Origin of the sequence: Pseudomonas sp. (genome assembly GCF_030683065.1) — a bacterium.
In the GTDB taxonomy this organism is placed as follows: Bacteria; Pseudomonadota; Gammaproteobacteria; order Pseudomonadales; family Pseudomonadaceae; genus Aquipseudomonas.
Genome location: NZ_JAUXMX010000033.1, coordinates 187,831 through 203,896, shown reverse-complemented (window position 1 = coordinate 203,896; position 16,066 = coordinate 187,831). Strand labels below are relative to the sequence as shown.

Below are 16,066 nucleotides of genomic sequence, written 5' to 3'. Positions count from 1 at the left end.
CGCTGCGCTCGACCCGGGCTACATACTTATGCTCAGGGGCACGTGCATGACGATCACCACCTCGCCACTCGACCCTAGCCTGCTCTATCCCTCGCCGCTCAAGGAGTTCTGGGCGGCATTCAGCCACAACAAGGGCGCGGTCGCCGGGCTGTTCTTCATGATCGTGCTGGTGATCTGTGCGCTATTCGCGCCCTGGCTGGCACCGTTCGATCCCACCGAGCAATTTCGCGAATTCATGCTGACCCCGCCGGCCTGGCTGGAAGGCGGCCAATGGCAGTTCCTTCTGGGCACCGACGAACTGGGCCGCGACCTGCTCTCGCGCTTGATCTTTGGTGCGCGTCTGTCGCTGCTGATCGGCCTGGCCTCGGTGGTGCTGGCGCTGCTCCCCGGTATTCTGCTGGGGCTTATCGCCGGGTTCTTTCCGCGCCTGCTCGGGCCCTCGATCATGCGCCTGATGGACATCATGCTGGCGCTGCCGTCGTTGCTGCTGGCGGTGGCCATCGTCGCCATCCTCGGCCCTGGCCTGATCAACACCATCTTCGCCATCGCCATCGTCTCGCTGCCGTCCTATGTGCGCCTGACCCGCGCCGCGGTGATGGGCGAACTGAACCGCGACTACGTCACCGCCGCGCGCCTGGCCGGTGCCAGCCTGCCGCGCCTGATGTTCGTCACCGTGTTGCCCAACTGCATGGCGCCACTGATCGTGCAGGCCACCCTGAGCTTTTCCTCGGCGATTCTCGACGCCGCCGCCCTGGGTTTTCTCGGCCTCGGCGTACAACCGCCAACGCCCGAGTGGGGCACCATGCTGGCTTCGGCGCGCGACTATATCGAACGCGCCTGGTGGGTAGTCACCCTGCCCGGCCTGACCATTTTGCTCAGCGTGCTGGCAATCAACCTGATGGGCGACGGGTTGCGCGACGCGCTCGACCCGAAACTGAAGAATGCCGTGTGAGGAGGCCCGAATGAACATGACTGTCTTTGTAGGATGGGTCGGGCCGCGCAAGGTTGAGCGCAGCGATACCCATCGAAATGATCGGCTGACAATGATGGGTATCGCTCTGCTCAACCCATCCTACGGTGCGGAGAGCTGCCCATGAAGCTGCTCGACATCAAGAACCTCAGCGTGCGTTTCGGTGACGCCAATGCCGTGCCGGTGGTCGATGGCCTCGACCTCTCGGTCGACAAGGGCGAGGTGCTGGCCATCGTCGGCGAGTCCGGTTCCGGCAAGTCGGTGACCATGCTGGCGCTGATGGGCCTGATCGATGCTCCCGGCGTAGTCAGCGCCGACTGCCTGCAGTTCGACGGCACCGACATGCTGCGCCTCAAGGGCCGTCAGCGCCGGCGTATTGTCGGCAAGGACTTGGCGATGATCTTCCAGGACCCGGCGACTGCCCTCAACCCCAGCTACACCGTGGGTTTCCAGATCGAGGAAGTGCTGCGTCAGCACCTCCACCTGTCCGCCAAGGATGCCCGCCGCCGCGCCCTGCAACTGCTCGAACGGGTCGAAATCCCCGCCGCCGAAAGCCGCCTCGACGCCTACCCCCATCAGCTCTCCGGCGGCATGAGCCAGCGCGTGGCGATCGCCATGGCAATCGCCGCCGAGCCCAAGCTGCTGATCGCCGACGAACCGACCACCGCGCTGGATGTGACCATCCAGGCGCAGATCATGGCGCTGCTGCTCGACCTGCAACGCGAGCAGGACATGGGCCTGGTGTTGATCACCCACGATCTGGCCGTGGTCGCCGAAACCGCGCAACGGGTCTGCGTGATGTACGCCGGCCAGGCGGTGGAAATCGGCAGCGTGCCGCAGCTGTTCGATGCGCCGGCGCACCCTTACACCGAGGCGCTACTCAAGGCGATTCCCGAACACAGCCTGGGCGCCCGGCGCCTGGCGACCTTGCCCGGCATCGTCCCGGGACGTTACGACCGCCCGCAGGGTTGCCTGCTGGCGCCGCGCTGCCCTTACGTCCAGCAGCATTGCCACGCGCAACGCCCGACGCTGGAGCCGCAGGTTAACGGCGCGGTGCGCTGCTTCTATCCCTTGAATCAGGAGGTCGCATGATGGCTGACACCACCAGCGTGCTCAGCGCCCGCGAGCTGACCCGGCACTACAGCGTGCCTCGCGGTCTGTTCAAGGCCCACGCCATCGTGCAGGCGCTGAACGGTGTGTCCTTCGAATTGCAGGCCGGCAAGACGTTGGCAGTGGTCGGCGAATCTGGCTGCGGCAAGTCGACCCTGGCCCGCGCCCTGACCCTGATCGAGCAGCCCTCCTCCGGCTCGCTGCAGATCGCCGGGCAGGAAGTCGCCGGCGCCAACAAGGCGCAGCGCCAGCAGTTGCGTCGCGACGTGCAGATGGTGTTTCAGAACCCCTACGCCTCGCTCAACCCGCGGCAGAAGATCGGCGACCAACTGGCCGAACCGCTGCTGATCAACACACCGCTGTCACGCCTCGAACGCCGTGAGCGGGTGCAGGCGATGATGCAGCAGGTCGGCCTGCGTCCCGAGCACTACCAGCGTTACCCTCACATGTTCTCCGGCGGCCAGCGCCAACGCATCGCGTTGGCCCGGGCGATGATGCTCACGCCCAAGGTGCTGGTAGCGGACGAACCGACCTCGGCCCTGGACGTGTCGATCCAGGCCCAGGTGCTCAACCTGTTCATGGACCTGCAGGAGCAGTTCAACACCGCCTACGTGTTCATCTCGCACAACCTATCGGTGGTGCGTCATGTCGCTGACGAGGTGCTGGTGATGTACCTTGGCCGCCCGGTCGAGATGGGTGCCAAGCAGCTGATCTACAGCCGTCCGCTGCACCCCTATACCCAGGCGCTGTTGTCGGCGACGCCGACCATCCGCCCAGATCCGAGCAAGCCGAAGATCAGGATCGTCGGCGAACTGCCCAACCCGCTGGCACCGCCCAGCGGCTGCGCCTTTCACCAGCGTTGCCCGTATGCCACCGAGCGCTGCAGCGTCGAACAACCGCACCTGCGCCTGCTCGATGCGCGCCAGGTGGCTTGCCACCATGCGGAGCGGATCAACGGCTAAAAGGAGCCTGGTGCCACCCTCGTAGGAGCCAGCTTGCTGGCGATCGTTGCAGTCGTAGGTTGGGTTAGCGGCGGCTGCATTGCCGAGCAAGTCACCGATTCGAGGCGCCGCGTAACCCAACAGGGTGTCAGCAGGTACGCCGCAATGATGGGTTACTGGCCCCCTACCTAGGAGCGGGGGCGACGCCCAGCCCCATACCCGCGAAAAACGCTCGCGGCGGAACCAGGATCAGCGCCCAAAGAACCGATAAAACGCGCGCAGCTCGGCCTGGGCCTGGTCGATACCGACCGGGCTGAAACGCAGCTCGTGGTGCGCCGGGCACTGGGCCAGGCGGGCCTGGTCGAGCGGGTGCAGCCAGCCGAGGATCGGGTAGCCGCCCATGGTCTGGTGGTCGGCCTGAAGGATGATCGGCTGGCCGTCGGGCGGCAACTGGATCGCCCCGCGGCCGACGCCTTGCGACCACTGTTGCGTGGGGGCAATCAGCGGCTCGCCGAGCAGGCGTGCACCCATGCGGTCGGACTGCGCACTAAGCTGCCAGCTGCGCGCGAAGAACGCCTGCAACTGATCGGACGCCAAGCCCGCCGTATCGCCGCTACCAATCACCCGCAAGCAGACCGGTGCCCGGTAGTCCGGCTGATAGGGCCAGGGCACGCTCAGCGCCCGGGGCAAATCCGCCGCCAGGCAAGGCAACAGATCGCCAGCACACAACGGCTCGCCCGTGCCCTGCAAGCCGCCCACGCCTTCACGCTGCTGGGTGCTGACGCTGCCGAGTTGCGGCGCCGCACGGAAGCCACCGGCTACCGCCAGATAAGCGCGCTGGCCGCTGCGGGCGTAGCCCAGCTTGAGCCGCTGGCCGGCGCGCAGGGGAAAACGCGACCAGGGTGGCAGCGGCGCGCCGTCGACTGTCGCCGCGACCTGCGCACCGGTCAGCGCCAGCCAGGTATCCAGCTCGCTCTGCAGCTCGAGATAACCCAGGGCGATCTCCAGCAACGGCGTGCCCCAGGGGTTGTCCAGCAGACGATTGGCCCAGGCGGCGGCGTGCAGATCCAGCGCCCCGGCTGGCGACACACCAAGGTGCTGCCAGCCATGCCGGCCGCCATCCTGCAACAGGCTCAGCGGCCCTGGCGTGAGTACCCGCAGCCCACTCATAACGGCCCGCCTTCGGCACGAAAAGTCTGCTCGCTAACCGCCACGAAACGCACCCGGTCGCCCACCACCAGCGGGCATGGCGGCTCACCCTGAACATCGAACAGGCGTCTGGGGCACAAGCCAAGCAAGTGCCAGCCACCGGGCGAGGCCTGGGGATAGACCGCCGTCTGCCGCTCGGCGATGGCCAGGCTACCAGCCGGCACCCGCGTGCGTGGCGTACTGCGGCGCGGCAAAGCCAGCCGTTCAGGCAACCCGCCCAGGTAGGCGAAGCCCGGAGCGAAACCGATGGCGCCGACCCGGTACTCGGTGGCGCTGTGCAGCTCGATCACCTGCTCGACATTTAGCCGGCACAGACGCGCCACCTCGGCCAGGTCGGCGCCGGCATACCAGATCGGAATTTCATGCAGGCGTCCGCTCTCGACCGGCAAGGGCTCGGCGAGCCAGCGCGGCAGCAATGGGCTCAAGCGCTCGGCCAGTTGCCGGTGATCGGTACGGGTCAGGTCGTAGTGCAGCAGCAGGCTGGTCCAGCTCGGCACCAGGTCACGCAGCAGCGGTCCCAGTTCGGCACGGATGCGCTCGGCCAGCAGGGCGATACGCAACGGTAACTGCGCGTCAGGCTGCTCGGCCAGCACCAGCAACAGCGCTTCGGCGCCGGCCGGTTCGAAGCGCATCAGGTGGCGTCCAGCAGCGCCCGCAAGCGCCGCAGCACGGCCAGCGACTCGGGGTTATCACCGTGTACGCAAAGGCTGTCGGCACACAGCTGCAACGGTTTGCCATCGATATCGGCAAAGGCTTCACCCTGGGCGATGGCCAAGGCCTGATCGAGAATCCGCTGTGGATCGCGGTGCAGTGCATCGGCCAGGCGGCGTGGCGCCAATTGGCCGTCAGTCAGGTAGGCACGGTCAGCGAAGGCCTCGAAAATCAACGGCACGTCGGCGGCATCGGCAAACTCCAGCTCGCGGCGATTGTCGACCAGCGCCAGGACCATCAGCGGCAAGCCCTTGCGGTAGCTGGCGCAGGCCTCCAGCACCGCCCCGAGCAGGGCATCGTCACGCACCAGGTCGTTGTACAAGGCGCCATGCGGCTTGACGTAGGCCAATTGAGTGCCGGCCGCGCGGCAAAAGGCATCCAGCGCGCCGATCTGATAGAGCACCTGGGCGGTTACCTCCTCCGGCGAGCAGGCCATATGCCGACGGCCGAAGCCGACCAGGTCGGGATAAGCCGGATGCGCACCGATACTCACCCCATACCGCACCGCCAGGGCGACGGTGCGCTGCATGGTCAGCGGATCGGCGGCGTGAAAGCCACAGGCCAGGTTGGCTTGATCGACCAGGGGCATAGCCAAGGCATCGTCGCCCATGTTCCAGGCACCGAAGCTCTCGCCCATGTCGCAATTCAGCAGGATTCGTCTGTTCATGGGCACAAGCTTAGAGCCACAGCCAGAGCGGCACCAGTGGATCCTGGTTTATGGGCAAGCCGCTCTATCGAGACATGTAGGGTGGATGACGCCTTTTTCATCCACCTTTGTCATTAGTGGATGGGTAAAGCGCCATCCACCCTAGGTTGCCGCAGATCTTGCGCATCAACATAAGACCTAAGCCTCAATAGACATCCCGGCGATAGCGGCCCTGCTCGACCAGCGCGCCGACCGCGGCCTCACCCAGCACGTCATGCAGCACCCGGTCGACGCCGCCGGCCATGCCCTCGAGGCTGCCGCAGACGTAAATCGACGCGCCATCGGCTAACCATTCGCGCAGCAGCTCGGCGGCTTCGCCCAGGCGATCTTGTACATAGGCCTTGTGCGCCTGGTCGCGGGAGAAGGCCAGATCCAGGCGCGCCAAGTCGCCGGAGGCCAGCCACCCCTGCAGCTCATCCCGGCAATAGAAGTCATGCGCCGCATTGCGCTCGCCGAACAGCAGCCAGTTGCGCCTGTGACCGGCAGCAATGCGCGCCTTGAGCAGGCTGCGCAGCCCGGCCAGACCGGTGCCATTACCGATCAGAATCAGCGGCCGGTCATCCTCAGGCGCATGAAAGGCGCTGTTGCGCCGTACCCGCGCCAACAACTGCCCCTGCAGCGCCGCGCCTTCGGTCAGCCAGCCGGAACCCAGCCCCAGAGAGCCATCGGCATGCCGCTGCTGGCGCACGATCAGCTGCAGCTCGCCGTCGCTGGGCAAGGAAGCGATGGAGTATTCGCGCGCTGCCAGCGGCACCAGCGCATCCACCACGGCCTGGGGCTGCAAACCGATCAGGTGGGCGAAACTGTCCGGCAGTTGCCGGGTCGCCAGCGCCTGGTGTAACGATTGCTGCATGCCCTCGAGATGGACCGCCTGGTGGCCATCCAGGCCGAAGCGCTGCATCCAGGTCCGCATGACGCTTACGGCCTGGCGCGGTAGCACTTCAAGAATATCGCCGGCACTCCAGTCGGCCGGCCGTTCGGCGCGCAGCCCCAGCAAATAGGTCGGCGCGCCCTGGCTGCCGGGGTTGAGCAGCTCTCGGCGTGTCAGCGTCCACAGGCCGTAGGGCGTTTCGCCCTTGTGCAGCGGCTGAGCGCCCGTCAGTTCACTGAGTTGGCGCTGCCAATCGGCCAGCGCCAGCGCGTCGCCGGCATCCACCTGCACCGGCTCGAACAAGGCCTGGGCGCCCTGCCGGCCGAGCCAATCCTGTACCCGCAGGGCAAAGCCGCAGAAGTGCTGATACTGGCGGTCACCCAGGGCGAGCATGGCGTAACGCAAGTGCGGTAGATCCAGCGTTCGAGCGAGTATCTGGCGCTCGAAGCCACGGGCGCTGTCCGGCGCCTCGCCGTCGCCGAAGGTGCTGACCACGAACAGCGCGTGCTGCGCCTCACTCAAGGCCTGCCGATCAAGACGCGCCAGCGATTCCACCCTGACGGCATAACCCGCAGCCTGTAATTGCCCGGCGGTTTGCCAGGCCAGCTGCTCGGCGAAGCCGCTCTGGCTGGCAAAGCCGATCAGCCAGCCATCGCCCTGCCCCGCGCTCGGCTGCAAAGCGCCACGCGCCTGCAACATCGCGCGCTTGTTGCGCCGGCGGCCGAGGTAGAGCAACCAGCCGGTGATGGCGAACAGCGGCATCGCCAGGCTGGCCAGGAACATCAGGATGCGTCCGGGCAGGCCGAAGTAGCTGCCCACATGCAGGGCATAGAGGCTGGTCAGCAGCTGATCGCCAAACGCCTGCTGGTCATAGCGCTTGTGCCGGCCCGGCGCGCCGCTCAACGGATCGAGCGCCAACTGGTTGAACGCGCGCTCATGAGGTGCGTCGTCACGCATATAGAACACCGTTACCGGCTGCTCAACCGTGGCCGGCAGGCGCAAGCTGTAGCCACTCAACTGCGGCCCGGCAGCTTGCTGCAGACCGGCCCAGAGTGCCGGGTAGTTCACTGCTGGCACGGCTCCGGCGGCTGGCCGGTCGCCGCGCTTGCGCTGCTCACCGGCGGGCTCGCTGGTGAGCAGGCCAGTCAGGCCTTCGCGGTACCAATCGTAGGACCAATACAGCCCGGTCAGCGCCGCACACAGGTAGAACGCCAGGCACCAGGTGCCGGCCACCGCGTGCAAGTCCCAGTTGAACGCACGGCCACGCTTGGCCCAGTCCAGGCTTAGCCAGGCGCGCCAGTTCAAGGCCTGGCGCGGCCAACGCAGATAGAGGCCGGAGAGGCAGAAGAAGACCAACGCCAGGGTGCTGGCAGCGGTGATCTGCTTGCCGTACTCGCCCATGGCAAGAGAGCGGTGTAAATCCACCATCAGATCGAAAAAGCCCTGGCCACGCGGCTCGCCCAGCAGCTCACCGGTGTAGGGATCGAAGTAACGCGACCCACCACGGCGCTCGCCCGCGGCCGGTGCGAAACCTACCCGCCCGGCGAGTTCGACATCCGCTTCCACATTCAGGCGTACTACGCGCTGCTGGCTGGCCGCCTCGATACGCGGCACCAGCACGTCAGGTGTCAGCACGCCGCCGGCGCGCACCTCGACCTGCAGCACCTCGGGATTGAGCGCACGCAGCAATTCGTCCTGAAACGAATAGGCCGCGCCGGTCAGGCCCATCAGCGCCAGCACCAGACCGGCGCTGATGCCGAGCAGCCAATGCAGCTGGAAAAGGATTTTCTTGAACACGAGGAGCTACCTGACAGGAGTGACGGCCACCGCGGTTGTCACTGCGGCGCGATTCTATTTGAGAAGCAGTTGCATTATCTTTCTAAAACGATGGATTTACCGCACATTTACACAGGTTCTTTCCCGACTATCTCGCCAGAAGGTGTGGCATCCATGCGCCCGAGGCCATCGTAGGGTGCGCCTGCAGCGGGTGCTGGTGCGCACAGCGCACCCTACTCATTGCTGCCCCTGAGCGATTGCAGCGCCTGCGGCCCAATACTGGACAGCTCGCGGCAGCCGCTCAAGGCCATGGCCACCTCCAGCTCCTCGCGCAGCAGCTTGAGCAAATGCGCCACGCCCAGCGCGCCAGCCGTGGCCAGGGCATGGATATAGGGCCGGCCGATCAGCACGGCGTCGGCGCCCAGCGCCAGGGCCTTGAACACATCGGTACCGCGTCGAATGCCACCATCCAGCAGAATCAGCGCCTCTGCGCCCAATTCGCCACGGATGCCGGGCAAGGCGTTGAGCGCCGGCCACTGCGAATCCAGCACCCGGCCACCATGGTTGGAGACGATCACACCCGCCGCCCCCGTCTCTATTGCCAGGCGCGCATCGCCAGGATGCAGAATGCCCTTGAGCAGAATGGGCAGACGGCTATGCCGGCACAGCCAGCGCACATCGTCCCAGGTCGGCGCGATGGCCAGCATGCCGTCGAAAACCGCGCTGCCACCGGGCGGCAGCTGAGGCAAAACTGGAGGCTTGGCGATATTCACCGCGGCTATGCCGTCCGGCAGGGCAAAGGCCGCGCGCTGCTCGCGATTGCGCAGCCCCGACACCGGCGCATCCACCGTCAGCACCAAAGCGCGATAGCCGGCTGCCTCGGCACGTTGCGCCAGCGCCAGGGTCGCGGGCCCGTCGCCCTGCCAGTACAACTGGAACCACAGCGGCCCGGTCGCCGCCTCAGCGACATCTTCCAGCGCCGTGGAAGCGAACGAGCTGAGCACCGCGGCGCCGCCCATCACTCCGGCAGCCAGGGTGCTGGCCAGCTCGCCCTCGGCGTGAAACAGCTGCTGGTAGGCCACCGGCGCCAGCAATATAGGGTGCTGCAACTCATCGCCCAGCAAGGTGCAGCGAGTATGACCACCGCGCAGATCGCGCAGCAGGCGCGGCACTATCGCCCAGTCGCGCCAGGTATCCAGATTGGCCTGGCAAGTCAGTTCATCCGCCGCGCCGCCTTGCAGGTAGGCCAATGCATTGGCATCAAGGCGCGCCAGCGCATAGCGCTGGTAATCGCAGGCCGCGACCAGATCGGCCGGAATCGCGCTCAGGGGTTCGCTCAAGGTCATTTCAGTCCGCCCACTGGCGCAGCAGGTTGTGATAGGTGCCGGTCAGGCTCACCACCTCGTCACTGTCGCCCAGGTCGTGGCGCAGCTTGAGGATGGTCATGTCCAGGTCGAAGAGCATCTTGCGCTGCCAGGCATCGCGCACCCGGCTTTGCGTCCAGAGGAAGGAGGCGATACGCGCGCCGCGGGTTACCGGCTCGACGCGGTGCAGACTGGTGGCCGGATAGATGATGGCATCGCCCGCCGCCAGCTTGATCTCGTGCTCGCCGTAGGTGTCCTCGACAATTAACTCGCCGCCGTCGTACTCGTCCGGTTCGCTGAGAAATACCGTGGTGGACACATCGGTGCGCACCTGATCCGCGCTGAAGCGGTCGCGTTGCAGGGCGTTATCCACATGGTTGCCATAGCGACCACCGCCGCTGTAGCAGTTGAACATTGGCGGCAACATCTGCCGCGGCAACACTGCGGAAACGAACAACGGATGGCGCGCCAATGCCTCCGCCACCCGCTGCGCCAGCCCGGCAAAGGCCGGGGAATCCGCTGGGAACTGCAGATTCTGCTTGAGACTTGCCGCCTGGGCGCCGGACGTCTGCACGCCATCGACCCAGGCATGGGCCGCCAACTCGGTACGCAGCGCGGCAACGTCCGGTTTACTCAACACTTGGGGGATATGCAGCAGCATCGACATCCTCTCTACATGTATGGAAATGCAAGAAGCCCGCGCTTGCGCGCAGGCTTCAGGTAAGGCGGGTCGCTCTATCAGAAACTGAGTTCGGTGGTGAACATCGCCGAACGTGGCGCGCCGAGACGGGCACGGGCGCCGCTGTTGTTCAGCGACTCGATATACTCCTCGTCGAACAGGTTGTAGAGGTTCACCCGCAGATTGACGTTGTCATTGACGCGGTAGGCGACCATCGCGTCTGTCACCCAGTAGGACGGGATGGACGGCATGTTCTGGGTAGCCAGATCAGCGCCGGCAGTGATCACCCGCTCCTGCTCGGACACATAGCGCGCGCCGCCACCCAGGGTCAGATCACCCAGGGAGTAGGAGGTCCACAGGGTCGCGGTCAGGTCGGGCGACCAGCGCACGCCGCTGTTCTCGGCAGAGGTACTGAACTGGTCGATCTGCTTGGTTTCCATGTGGGCGATACCGGCTGAAACCTGCCAGAAGTTGCTCAGTTGGCCGACCACCCCTAGCTCGACGCCATCGACCCGGGTCTTGCCTTCCTGGAAGTAGGTAGCGGTGAAGGAGTCGTAGCTGACCTGATTGGCGTTTTCGGTGCGGTAGGCCGCCAGGGTCAGCGCCAGACGCTCATCCAGCAGGTCCCACTTGGTGCCCAGCTCAACGTGTTCGGTTTCCTGCGGTTCCAGCCCTACCTGCTCGTTGGAGGAGGAAGTAGCGGAGGTCGCGGCCAGGTTGAAGTTACCGCTGCCCGGCGGGGTCATCGAGTTGGCGTAGGACAAATAGATGCTGCCGTTTACCAGCGGCTTGAACACCAGACCAGTGTTCCAACTGGTCAGGTCACCCGACTCGTAGGCACTGCGCGGTACCAGCGCACCACTGGCCAGGGCCGCGCTGTCGGTCTCGGTGCGGAAGTGCTCGAAACGCACGCCGCCATTGAGCAGCCACTGCTCATTCAGGTGCAGGGTGTCGAACACATAGAGCGCTGCGGTCTTGGTTTCGCCGTCGGTGTTGACGCCGGTCTTGTACGGGTCACCAAGGCCGTCGTGCGCACTTGGGTCGTAGAGATTGGCCGGAGGAACCGGTACAGCCGGGTAGGCCACACCGTCGATGGTTTGGGCAGCAGTGGCGTAACCACGGTTGAGCTGTTTCTCGCTCATCAACTCAAGACCAGCAGCCAGCTCGTTGCGCAGACCGAAGGTGTCGAACGCGGCGTTCAGGCTGGTCTGGTTGGCGAGAATCTGGTTCTCCTGGTCGACCACCTGACGCGAACGACTCACCGTCCAGCTGTCTGGGTCGGCACTGGGCGCGGCCAGGGCGTTGATGCCAGTGAGGGTGCGATCGTTGTTGCTACGCCCCCAGCGCGACAGGTTGCGCAGGGTCAGGGCGTCATTGAAGTCATGCTCGAACTTGACGCTGAACATGTCGCCGTCGATCCGCTCGGAGTCGCCCTTGGCGCCATAGTAGTTCTCGGTATCGACCTTGCCGCCGGCATTCAACGCGGCATTGGCGTTATAGAAACCCTTCATGCCGATGCTGGAAATACCGCCATCCGGGGTGTTGTCCTGACGTACGTGCTGGGAATAGACATAAACCCGGGTGGCCGTGTCCAAACCGAAAGCAATAGCAGGCGCTACACCGTAGCTGCTGTTATCCACGTAATCGCGGCCATCGACATCGCCCGCGCGACGCATCAGGTTCAGACGCAAGGCCGAGTTGTCGCCCAGTTGCCGGTTGATATCGGCGGTCAGGTTGCTCTTGTCTGCCGTACCGTAGCCGACGGTGCCGAAGGTTTCGTTGGTCAGGGTCGGCAGCTTGGGGATCAGGTTGATATAGCCGGACGACGCGCCGCGGCCGATATCCGAGCCCGCCGCGCCCTTCACCACTTCGACCTGCTCGAGGTTGAACACATCACGGCTGACCGCACCAAGGTCGCGCACACCGTCGACGAAGGTCGAGTTCTGCGTGGAGAAGCCGCGCATCATAAAAGTATCGCCGGCTGAGGTGTTGCCGTTCTCGCCCAGCTGCATGGTGATGCCGGGGGTGTTGCGCAGCGCTTCCATCAGGCTGCCCGCCCCCTGCTCGCGAAGCATTTCCTTCTTGATTACCTGAATGGTTTTCGGTGTATCGAGCAACGGCTGGGTCAGCTTGGTATTGGCACTCCTGTTCGCCTTGTAAGGCGCTTCGGCTTTGGAAGTCACGACCATCTCGGGCAGGTTCAACTCCCCCCCAGCAGCCTCGGTCTGGGCAAAAGCCACTGCGGGGAGAGCTGCAGCGATCAACGCGGCCAGGTGACTCACTTTATGGTGCTTGCGACTACGGATTGTCATTGTTGTCCCCAACGGAAAGGCGCCCTCCCCGCACCGCAAGCTGGCGACGCCGAAGGAGGAGCAAGGCAGGCAAGAGTGAAGCGCTGCGCATGCTAATGATTCTCATATACAAGGGCAACAACTTCTCGATAAGGACTTGCAATATTTACCGCACCCGCCAATCCAGCCCGCTCCTCGCGCCCACTGCAGCGCACCGCCGGCATGTGCCAGACCCACATAGCGACGCCATAACCATGAGCGCCAGCAGCGTGACAGCCACTCCCACTGCATCACCCAGCGCTCAACAATCGCGACGCAAGCGCATCTTACAAATGAAACAGTTTCTCAAACAGAATTGCATATGCTTATAATTCGCATCACTTAAGTCATCCAGACCATTGCCCGGAGCCTTCCGATGTTGCACGCCCTACCCCGCACTTCCTTGGCCAGCGCCATTGCCCTGGCCAGCGCCTTCGCCGCCAGCGCCCACGCCAACGAGCCGATTGCGCTGAAAGACGTCGTAGTCAGCGCATCAGGGTTTGAACAGAAAATCACCGAAGCGCCGGCTAGCATCAGCGTGATCAGCCAGACAGACCTGCAGCAAAAGCGCTACAGCAACCTGGCCCAGGCTCTGGAAGATGTGGAAGGCATCGATGTGCGCCAGGGCACCGGCAAGACCGGCGGTTTGAATATCAGCATTCGCGGCTTGCCCAGCGAGTACACCCTGATCCTGATTGATGGCCGCCGGCAGAACACCGCCGGCAACGTCACCCCCAACGGCTTCAACGAAACCGCCACCAGCTTTATGCCGCCAATGTCAGCCATTGAGCGTATCGAAGTAGTCCGCGGCCCGATGTCGACTCTTTACGGCTCCGACGCCATGGGCGGCGTGGTCAATATCATCACCAAGAAAGTCGCCAAGCAATGGGGCGCGGCGATCAGCCTGGATCACACCTTCCAGGAAAACCGTGACTACGGCGAAACCAGCAGCACCAGCCTGTATGCCAGCGGTCCGGTGATCGACAACCTGCTCGGCCTGGCCGTACGCGGCAACGTGTTTGATCGGGGCGAGTCCGATCTGACCTTCGATGACGATTCGACCGTCAGCAAGCGCGGCGCCTCGCCGGTGGAAGGCCGCAACTACACCGCCGGCGCTCGACTAACCCTGACCCCGCATGAGAATCACGATTTTTCTCTGGACGTCGAGCAAGGCCGTCAGGTCTACAACAACGACGACTGCCAGCTCGGCACACTGGATGGTAAAAGCGGTGGCAACGCGATAAATGGCTGCACCGTCAATGCACCCAACACGATCAACGGGTATGACGACGAACTGGTCTTCGAGCGCGATCAGTTCGCCCTCAGCCACACCGCCCGCCTCGGCTTCGGCACCCTGGACAGCAGCCTGACCCATAACACCACCGAAACCATCGGCCGCACCATTCCCGGCACCCGTGGCGTGGCTTATACCGGCTACCCGAACATAGTGGCCGGTGATGACCGTGAGCTGAAATCCACCGACCTGATCTTCGACAGCAAGCTGGTCAGCCCGCTCGGCGACTCGCATATCGCCACCATCGGCGGTCAGTACTGGGACGCCGATGTCACCGATGGCATTGCCTCGGAAGAGTTTCAGCAAACCTCCTGGGCTCTGTTTGCCGAAGACGAATGGCGCCTGCGCCACGACTTGGCCCTGACCTTGGGCGCCCGCTACGAAGACCACGAAGCCTTCGGCGGCCACATCAGTCCGCGTGCCTACCTGGTGTGGAACACCAACGAAAACTGGACCATGAAAGGCGGTATCAGCCGTGGCTATAAAACCCCGACCCTGAACCAGCTGCATGACGGCATCAACGGCGTGACCGCCCAGGGCCGCACCATCACCATTGGCAGCCCGGATCTGGAACCGGAAATCACTACCAACACCGAGTTCGGCCTGTACTTCGACAATCTGGCCGGTTTCGATGCCAACGCCACCCTGTTCCACAACGCGTTCAAGGACAAGATCGACAGCGGTACGCCACTGGCCAACTGCAACTTCACCGCCAACCCGAACCAGCCAGGTTGCGTGAGCCTGGGTAGCGGCTTCACCCAGGAGAACTTCTCCCAGAGCGTCAATATCGGCGAAGCCGAAACCCAGGGCCTGGAGCTGGCAGGCGGCTGGCAGTTCGCCCCAGCCTGGAAGCTGGCGATGAATTACACCTACACCGACAGCGAACAGAAGAGCGGCATCAACCAGGGCGCGCCGCTGACCAACACCCCGGAGCATATGGCCCATGCGCGCCTGAGCTGGACCACTACCGATCGCCTGACCCTGTGGTTCAAGGGTGAATACCGTGGCGAACGCGCGCGCTTCACCGACAAATACCAAAACCTCACGGCGGCCAACCAGGCGCTGCAGGACCAGGTCGGCGACCTTAACGCTTACGAGGTGTTCCATCTCGGCGGCTCGTACAGAGCGTCTGAGAACCTGACGCTGAACGCCACCCTGTACAACGCCTTCGACAAGGACTTCACCAAGGGCCAGACCTACACCACCAATACCGGAACCACCGGCTGGGCATCGAGCTATATCCAGAGCGCCGCATCCACCACCGGCACCCTGGAAGAAGGTCGACGCCTGTGGTTGTCGGCCAACCTCACCTTCTAAAACGCCAGGTTTGTTGCCGCAGCGAAACCCGCCAGCCTCAAAAGCCAGCGGGTTTTTGCTTGACTGCGAACCGCGCCATTAATGCGAATGTATATTATTGGTAAATTATTAGCATTCAACTAACGCGCCCCTTTAAAATCATCCCCCCAAAATGCCAGCCGCACAGCGCTGGTTAATCTCTGCAAAGGATTCACATGCTTCCCTGGCTTGGCACCCTCCGCCAATGGCACTGGATCAGTTCTGCCCTGTGCCTGGTCGGCATGCTGCTGTTTTCCATCACTGGCATCACCCTCAATCACGCGGCGCAGATCGAAGCCAAACCGCAGGTGTTCAACCAGCAGGCGCAATTGCCCGAACGGCTGCGCGTCGAGTTACAGGAGAAAACACCCACCCAAGGCCTGCCGCTTGCCCTGCGCCAATGGCTGGAAGGCGAACTGGCCCTGCGCCTGGACGCTCGCTCCGCCGAATGGTCGGACGCCGAGTTGTACATCGGCCTGCCACGCCCCGGCGGCGATGCCTGGCTGAGCCTGGATATCGAGTCTGGCGCGTTGGAGTACGAGTCCACCGATCGCGGCTGGATCGCCTACCTCAACGACCTGCACAAGGGCCGCAACACCGGCAGCGCCTGGTCCTGGTTCATCGATGTATTCGCCGGTCTCTGCGTGCTGTTCAGCCTCAGCGGCCTGCTCTTGCTGCAACGCTATGCCGGTGCGCGCCCTAGCACCTGGCCGCTGGTTGCCCTCGGCCTGGTACTCCCGGCCCTGCTGGCTTTGCTGTTTATTAATTAA

Annotated in this window: 12 protein-coding genes; 5 read left to right on the top strand and 7 right to left on the bottom strand. The window is 64.2% G+C overall.

Annotated elements, in window-relative coordinates; translation table 11 throughout:
• Positions 1-46 precede the first annotated feature (46 nt).
• From Q8K09_RS10885 to Q8K09_RS10875, 3 genes are all read left to right on the top strand, one after another.
• Entirely contained in the window at positions 47-952 is a 906-nt protein-coding gene (locus Q8K09_RS10885; RefSeq protein WP_305254985.1) for an ABC transporter permease subunit, read from the top strand.
• 141 nt (positions 953-1,093) lie between these two features.
• A complete protein-coding gene (locus Q8K09_RS10880) occupies positions 1,094-2,062 on the top strand; it encodes an ABC transporter ATP-binding protein (protein ID WP_305254984.1) in 969 nt (322 codons plus the stop codon).
• Entirely contained in the window at positions 2,062-3,042 is a 981-nt protein-coding gene (locus tag Q8K09_RS10875) for a peptide ABC transporter ATP-binding protein (protein ID WP_305255064.1), read from the top strand. The genes Q8K09_RS10880 and Q8K09_RS10875 overlap by 1 nt, the downstream gene beginning before the upstream one ends.
• A gap of 228 nt (positions 3,043-3,270) precedes the next feature.
• Here the strand turns inward: Q8K09_RS10875 and Q8K09_RS10870 are convergent, their stop codons facing one another.
• The 7 genes from Q8K09_RS10870 to Q8K09_RS10840 all read right to left on the bottom strand — a co-directional run bounded on the left by Q8K09_RS10870 (position 3,271) and on the right by Q8K09_RS10840 (position 12,649).
• Entirely contained in the window at positions 3,271-4,191 is a 921-nt protein-coding gene (locus tag Q8K09_RS10870) for a biotin-dependent carboxyltransferase family protein (protein ID WP_305254983.1), read from the bottom strand.
• Positions 4,188-4,865, bottom strand: a complete 678-nt coding sequence (pxpB, locus tag Q8K09_RS10865) for a 5-oxoprolinase subunit PxpB (protein ID WP_305255063.1) — start codon at positions 4,863-4,865, stop codon at positions 4,188-4,190. The genes Q8K09_RS10870 and pxpB overlap by 4 nt, the downstream gene beginning before the upstream one ends.
• Positions 4,862-5,608 (bottom strand): 5-oxoprolinase subunit PxpA, encoded by a 747-nt coding sequence (locus Q8K09_RS10860; protein ID WP_305254982.1) that lies wholly within the window; start codon positions 5,606-5,608, stop codon positions 4,862-4,864. Before Q8K09_RS10860 ends, pxpB begins: the two co-directional genes overlap by 4 nt.
• Before the next feature lie 184 nt (positions 5,609-5,792).
• Positions 5,793-8,315, bottom strand: a complete 2,523-nt coding sequence (locus tag Q8K09_RS10855; protein WP_305254981.1) for a sulfite reductase flavoprotein subunit alpha — start codon at positions 8,313-8,315, stop codon at positions 5,793-5,795.
• A 212-nt stretch (positions 8,316-8,527) separates the two neighbouring features.
• Entirely contained in the window at positions 8,528-9,640 is a 1,113-nt protein-coding gene (locus tag Q8K09_RS10850) for an alpha-hydroxy acid oxidase (RefSeq protein ID WP_305254980.1), read from the bottom strand.
• Position 9,641: 1 nt separating this feature from the next.
• Positions 9,642-10,319 (bottom strand): Fe2+-dependent dioxygenase, encoded by a 678-nt coding sequence (locus tag Q8K09_RS10845; RefSeq protein ID WP_305254979.1) that lies wholly within the window; start codon positions 10,317-10,319, stop codon positions 9,642-9,644.
• A gap of 77 nt (positions 10,320-10,396) precedes the next feature.
• A complete protein-coding gene (locus tag Q8K09_RS10840; RefSeq protein ID WP_305254978.1) occupies positions 10,397-12,649 on the bottom strand; it encodes a catecholate siderophore receptor Fiu in 2,253 nt (750 codons plus the stop codon).
• A 394-nt stretch (positions 12,650-13,043) separates the two neighbouring features.
• On the opposite strand from Q8K09_RS10840, the gene Q8K09_RS10835 reads away from it, so the two are divergent.
• Positions 13,044-15,278 carry a TonB-dependent receptor domain-containing protein gene (locus Q8K09_RS10835; RefSeq protein ID WP_305254977.1) on the top strand — a complete coding sequence of 745 codons (2,235 nt, stop codon included), beginning with the start codon at positions 13,044-13,046 and terminating at the stop codon, positions 15,276-15,278.
• A 194-nt stretch (positions 15,279-15,472) separates the two neighbouring features.
• Positions 15,473-16,066 (top strand): PepSY-associated TM helix domain-containing protein, encoded by a 594-nt coding sequence (locus Q8K09_RS10830; RefSeq protein ID WP_305254976.1) that lies wholly within the window; start codon positions 15,473-15,475, stop codon positions 16,064-16,066.

Coding starts and splice junctions, on each gene's coding strand:
- Q8K09_RS10885 (WP_305254985.1), top strand. CDS start 47: ATGACGATCACCACCTCGCCACTCGACCCTAGCCTGCTCTATCCCTCG.
- Q8K09_RS10880 (WP_305254984.1), top strand. CDS start 1,094: ATGAAGCTGCTCGACATCAAGAACCTCAGCGTGCGTTTCGGTGACGCC.
- Q8K09_RS10875 (WP_305255064.1), top strand. CDS start 2,062: ATGGCTGACACCACCAGCGTGCTCAGCGCCCGCGAGCTGACCCGGCAC.
- Q8K09_RS10870 (WP_305254983.1), bottom strand. CDS start 4,191: ATGAGTGGGCTGCGGGTACTCACGCCAGGGCCGCTGAGCCTGTTGCAG.
- Q8K09_RS10860 (WP_305254982.1), bottom strand. CDS start 5,608: ATGAACAGACGAATCCTGCTGAATTGCGACATGGGCGAGAGCTTCGGT.
- Q8K09_RS10850 (WP_305254980.1), bottom strand. CDS start 9,640: ATGACCTTGAGCGAACCCCTGAGCGCGATTCCGGCCGATCTGGTCGCG.
- Q8K09_RS10845 (WP_305254979.1), bottom strand. CDS start 10,319: ATGCTGCTGCATATCCCCCAAGTGTTGAGTAAACCGGACGTTGCCGCG.
- Q8K09_RS10840 (WP_305254978.1), bottom strand. CDS start 12,649: ATGACAATCCGTAGTCGCAAGCACCATAAAGTGAGTCACCTGGCCGCG.
- Q8K09_RS10835 (WP_305254977.1), top strand. CDS start 13,044: ATGTTGCACGCCCTACCCCGCACTTCCTTGGCCAGCGCCATTGCCCTG.
- Q8K09_RS10830 (WP_305254976.1), top strand. CDS start 15,473: ATGCTTCCCTGGCTTGGCACCCTCCGCCAATGGCACTGGATCAGTTCT.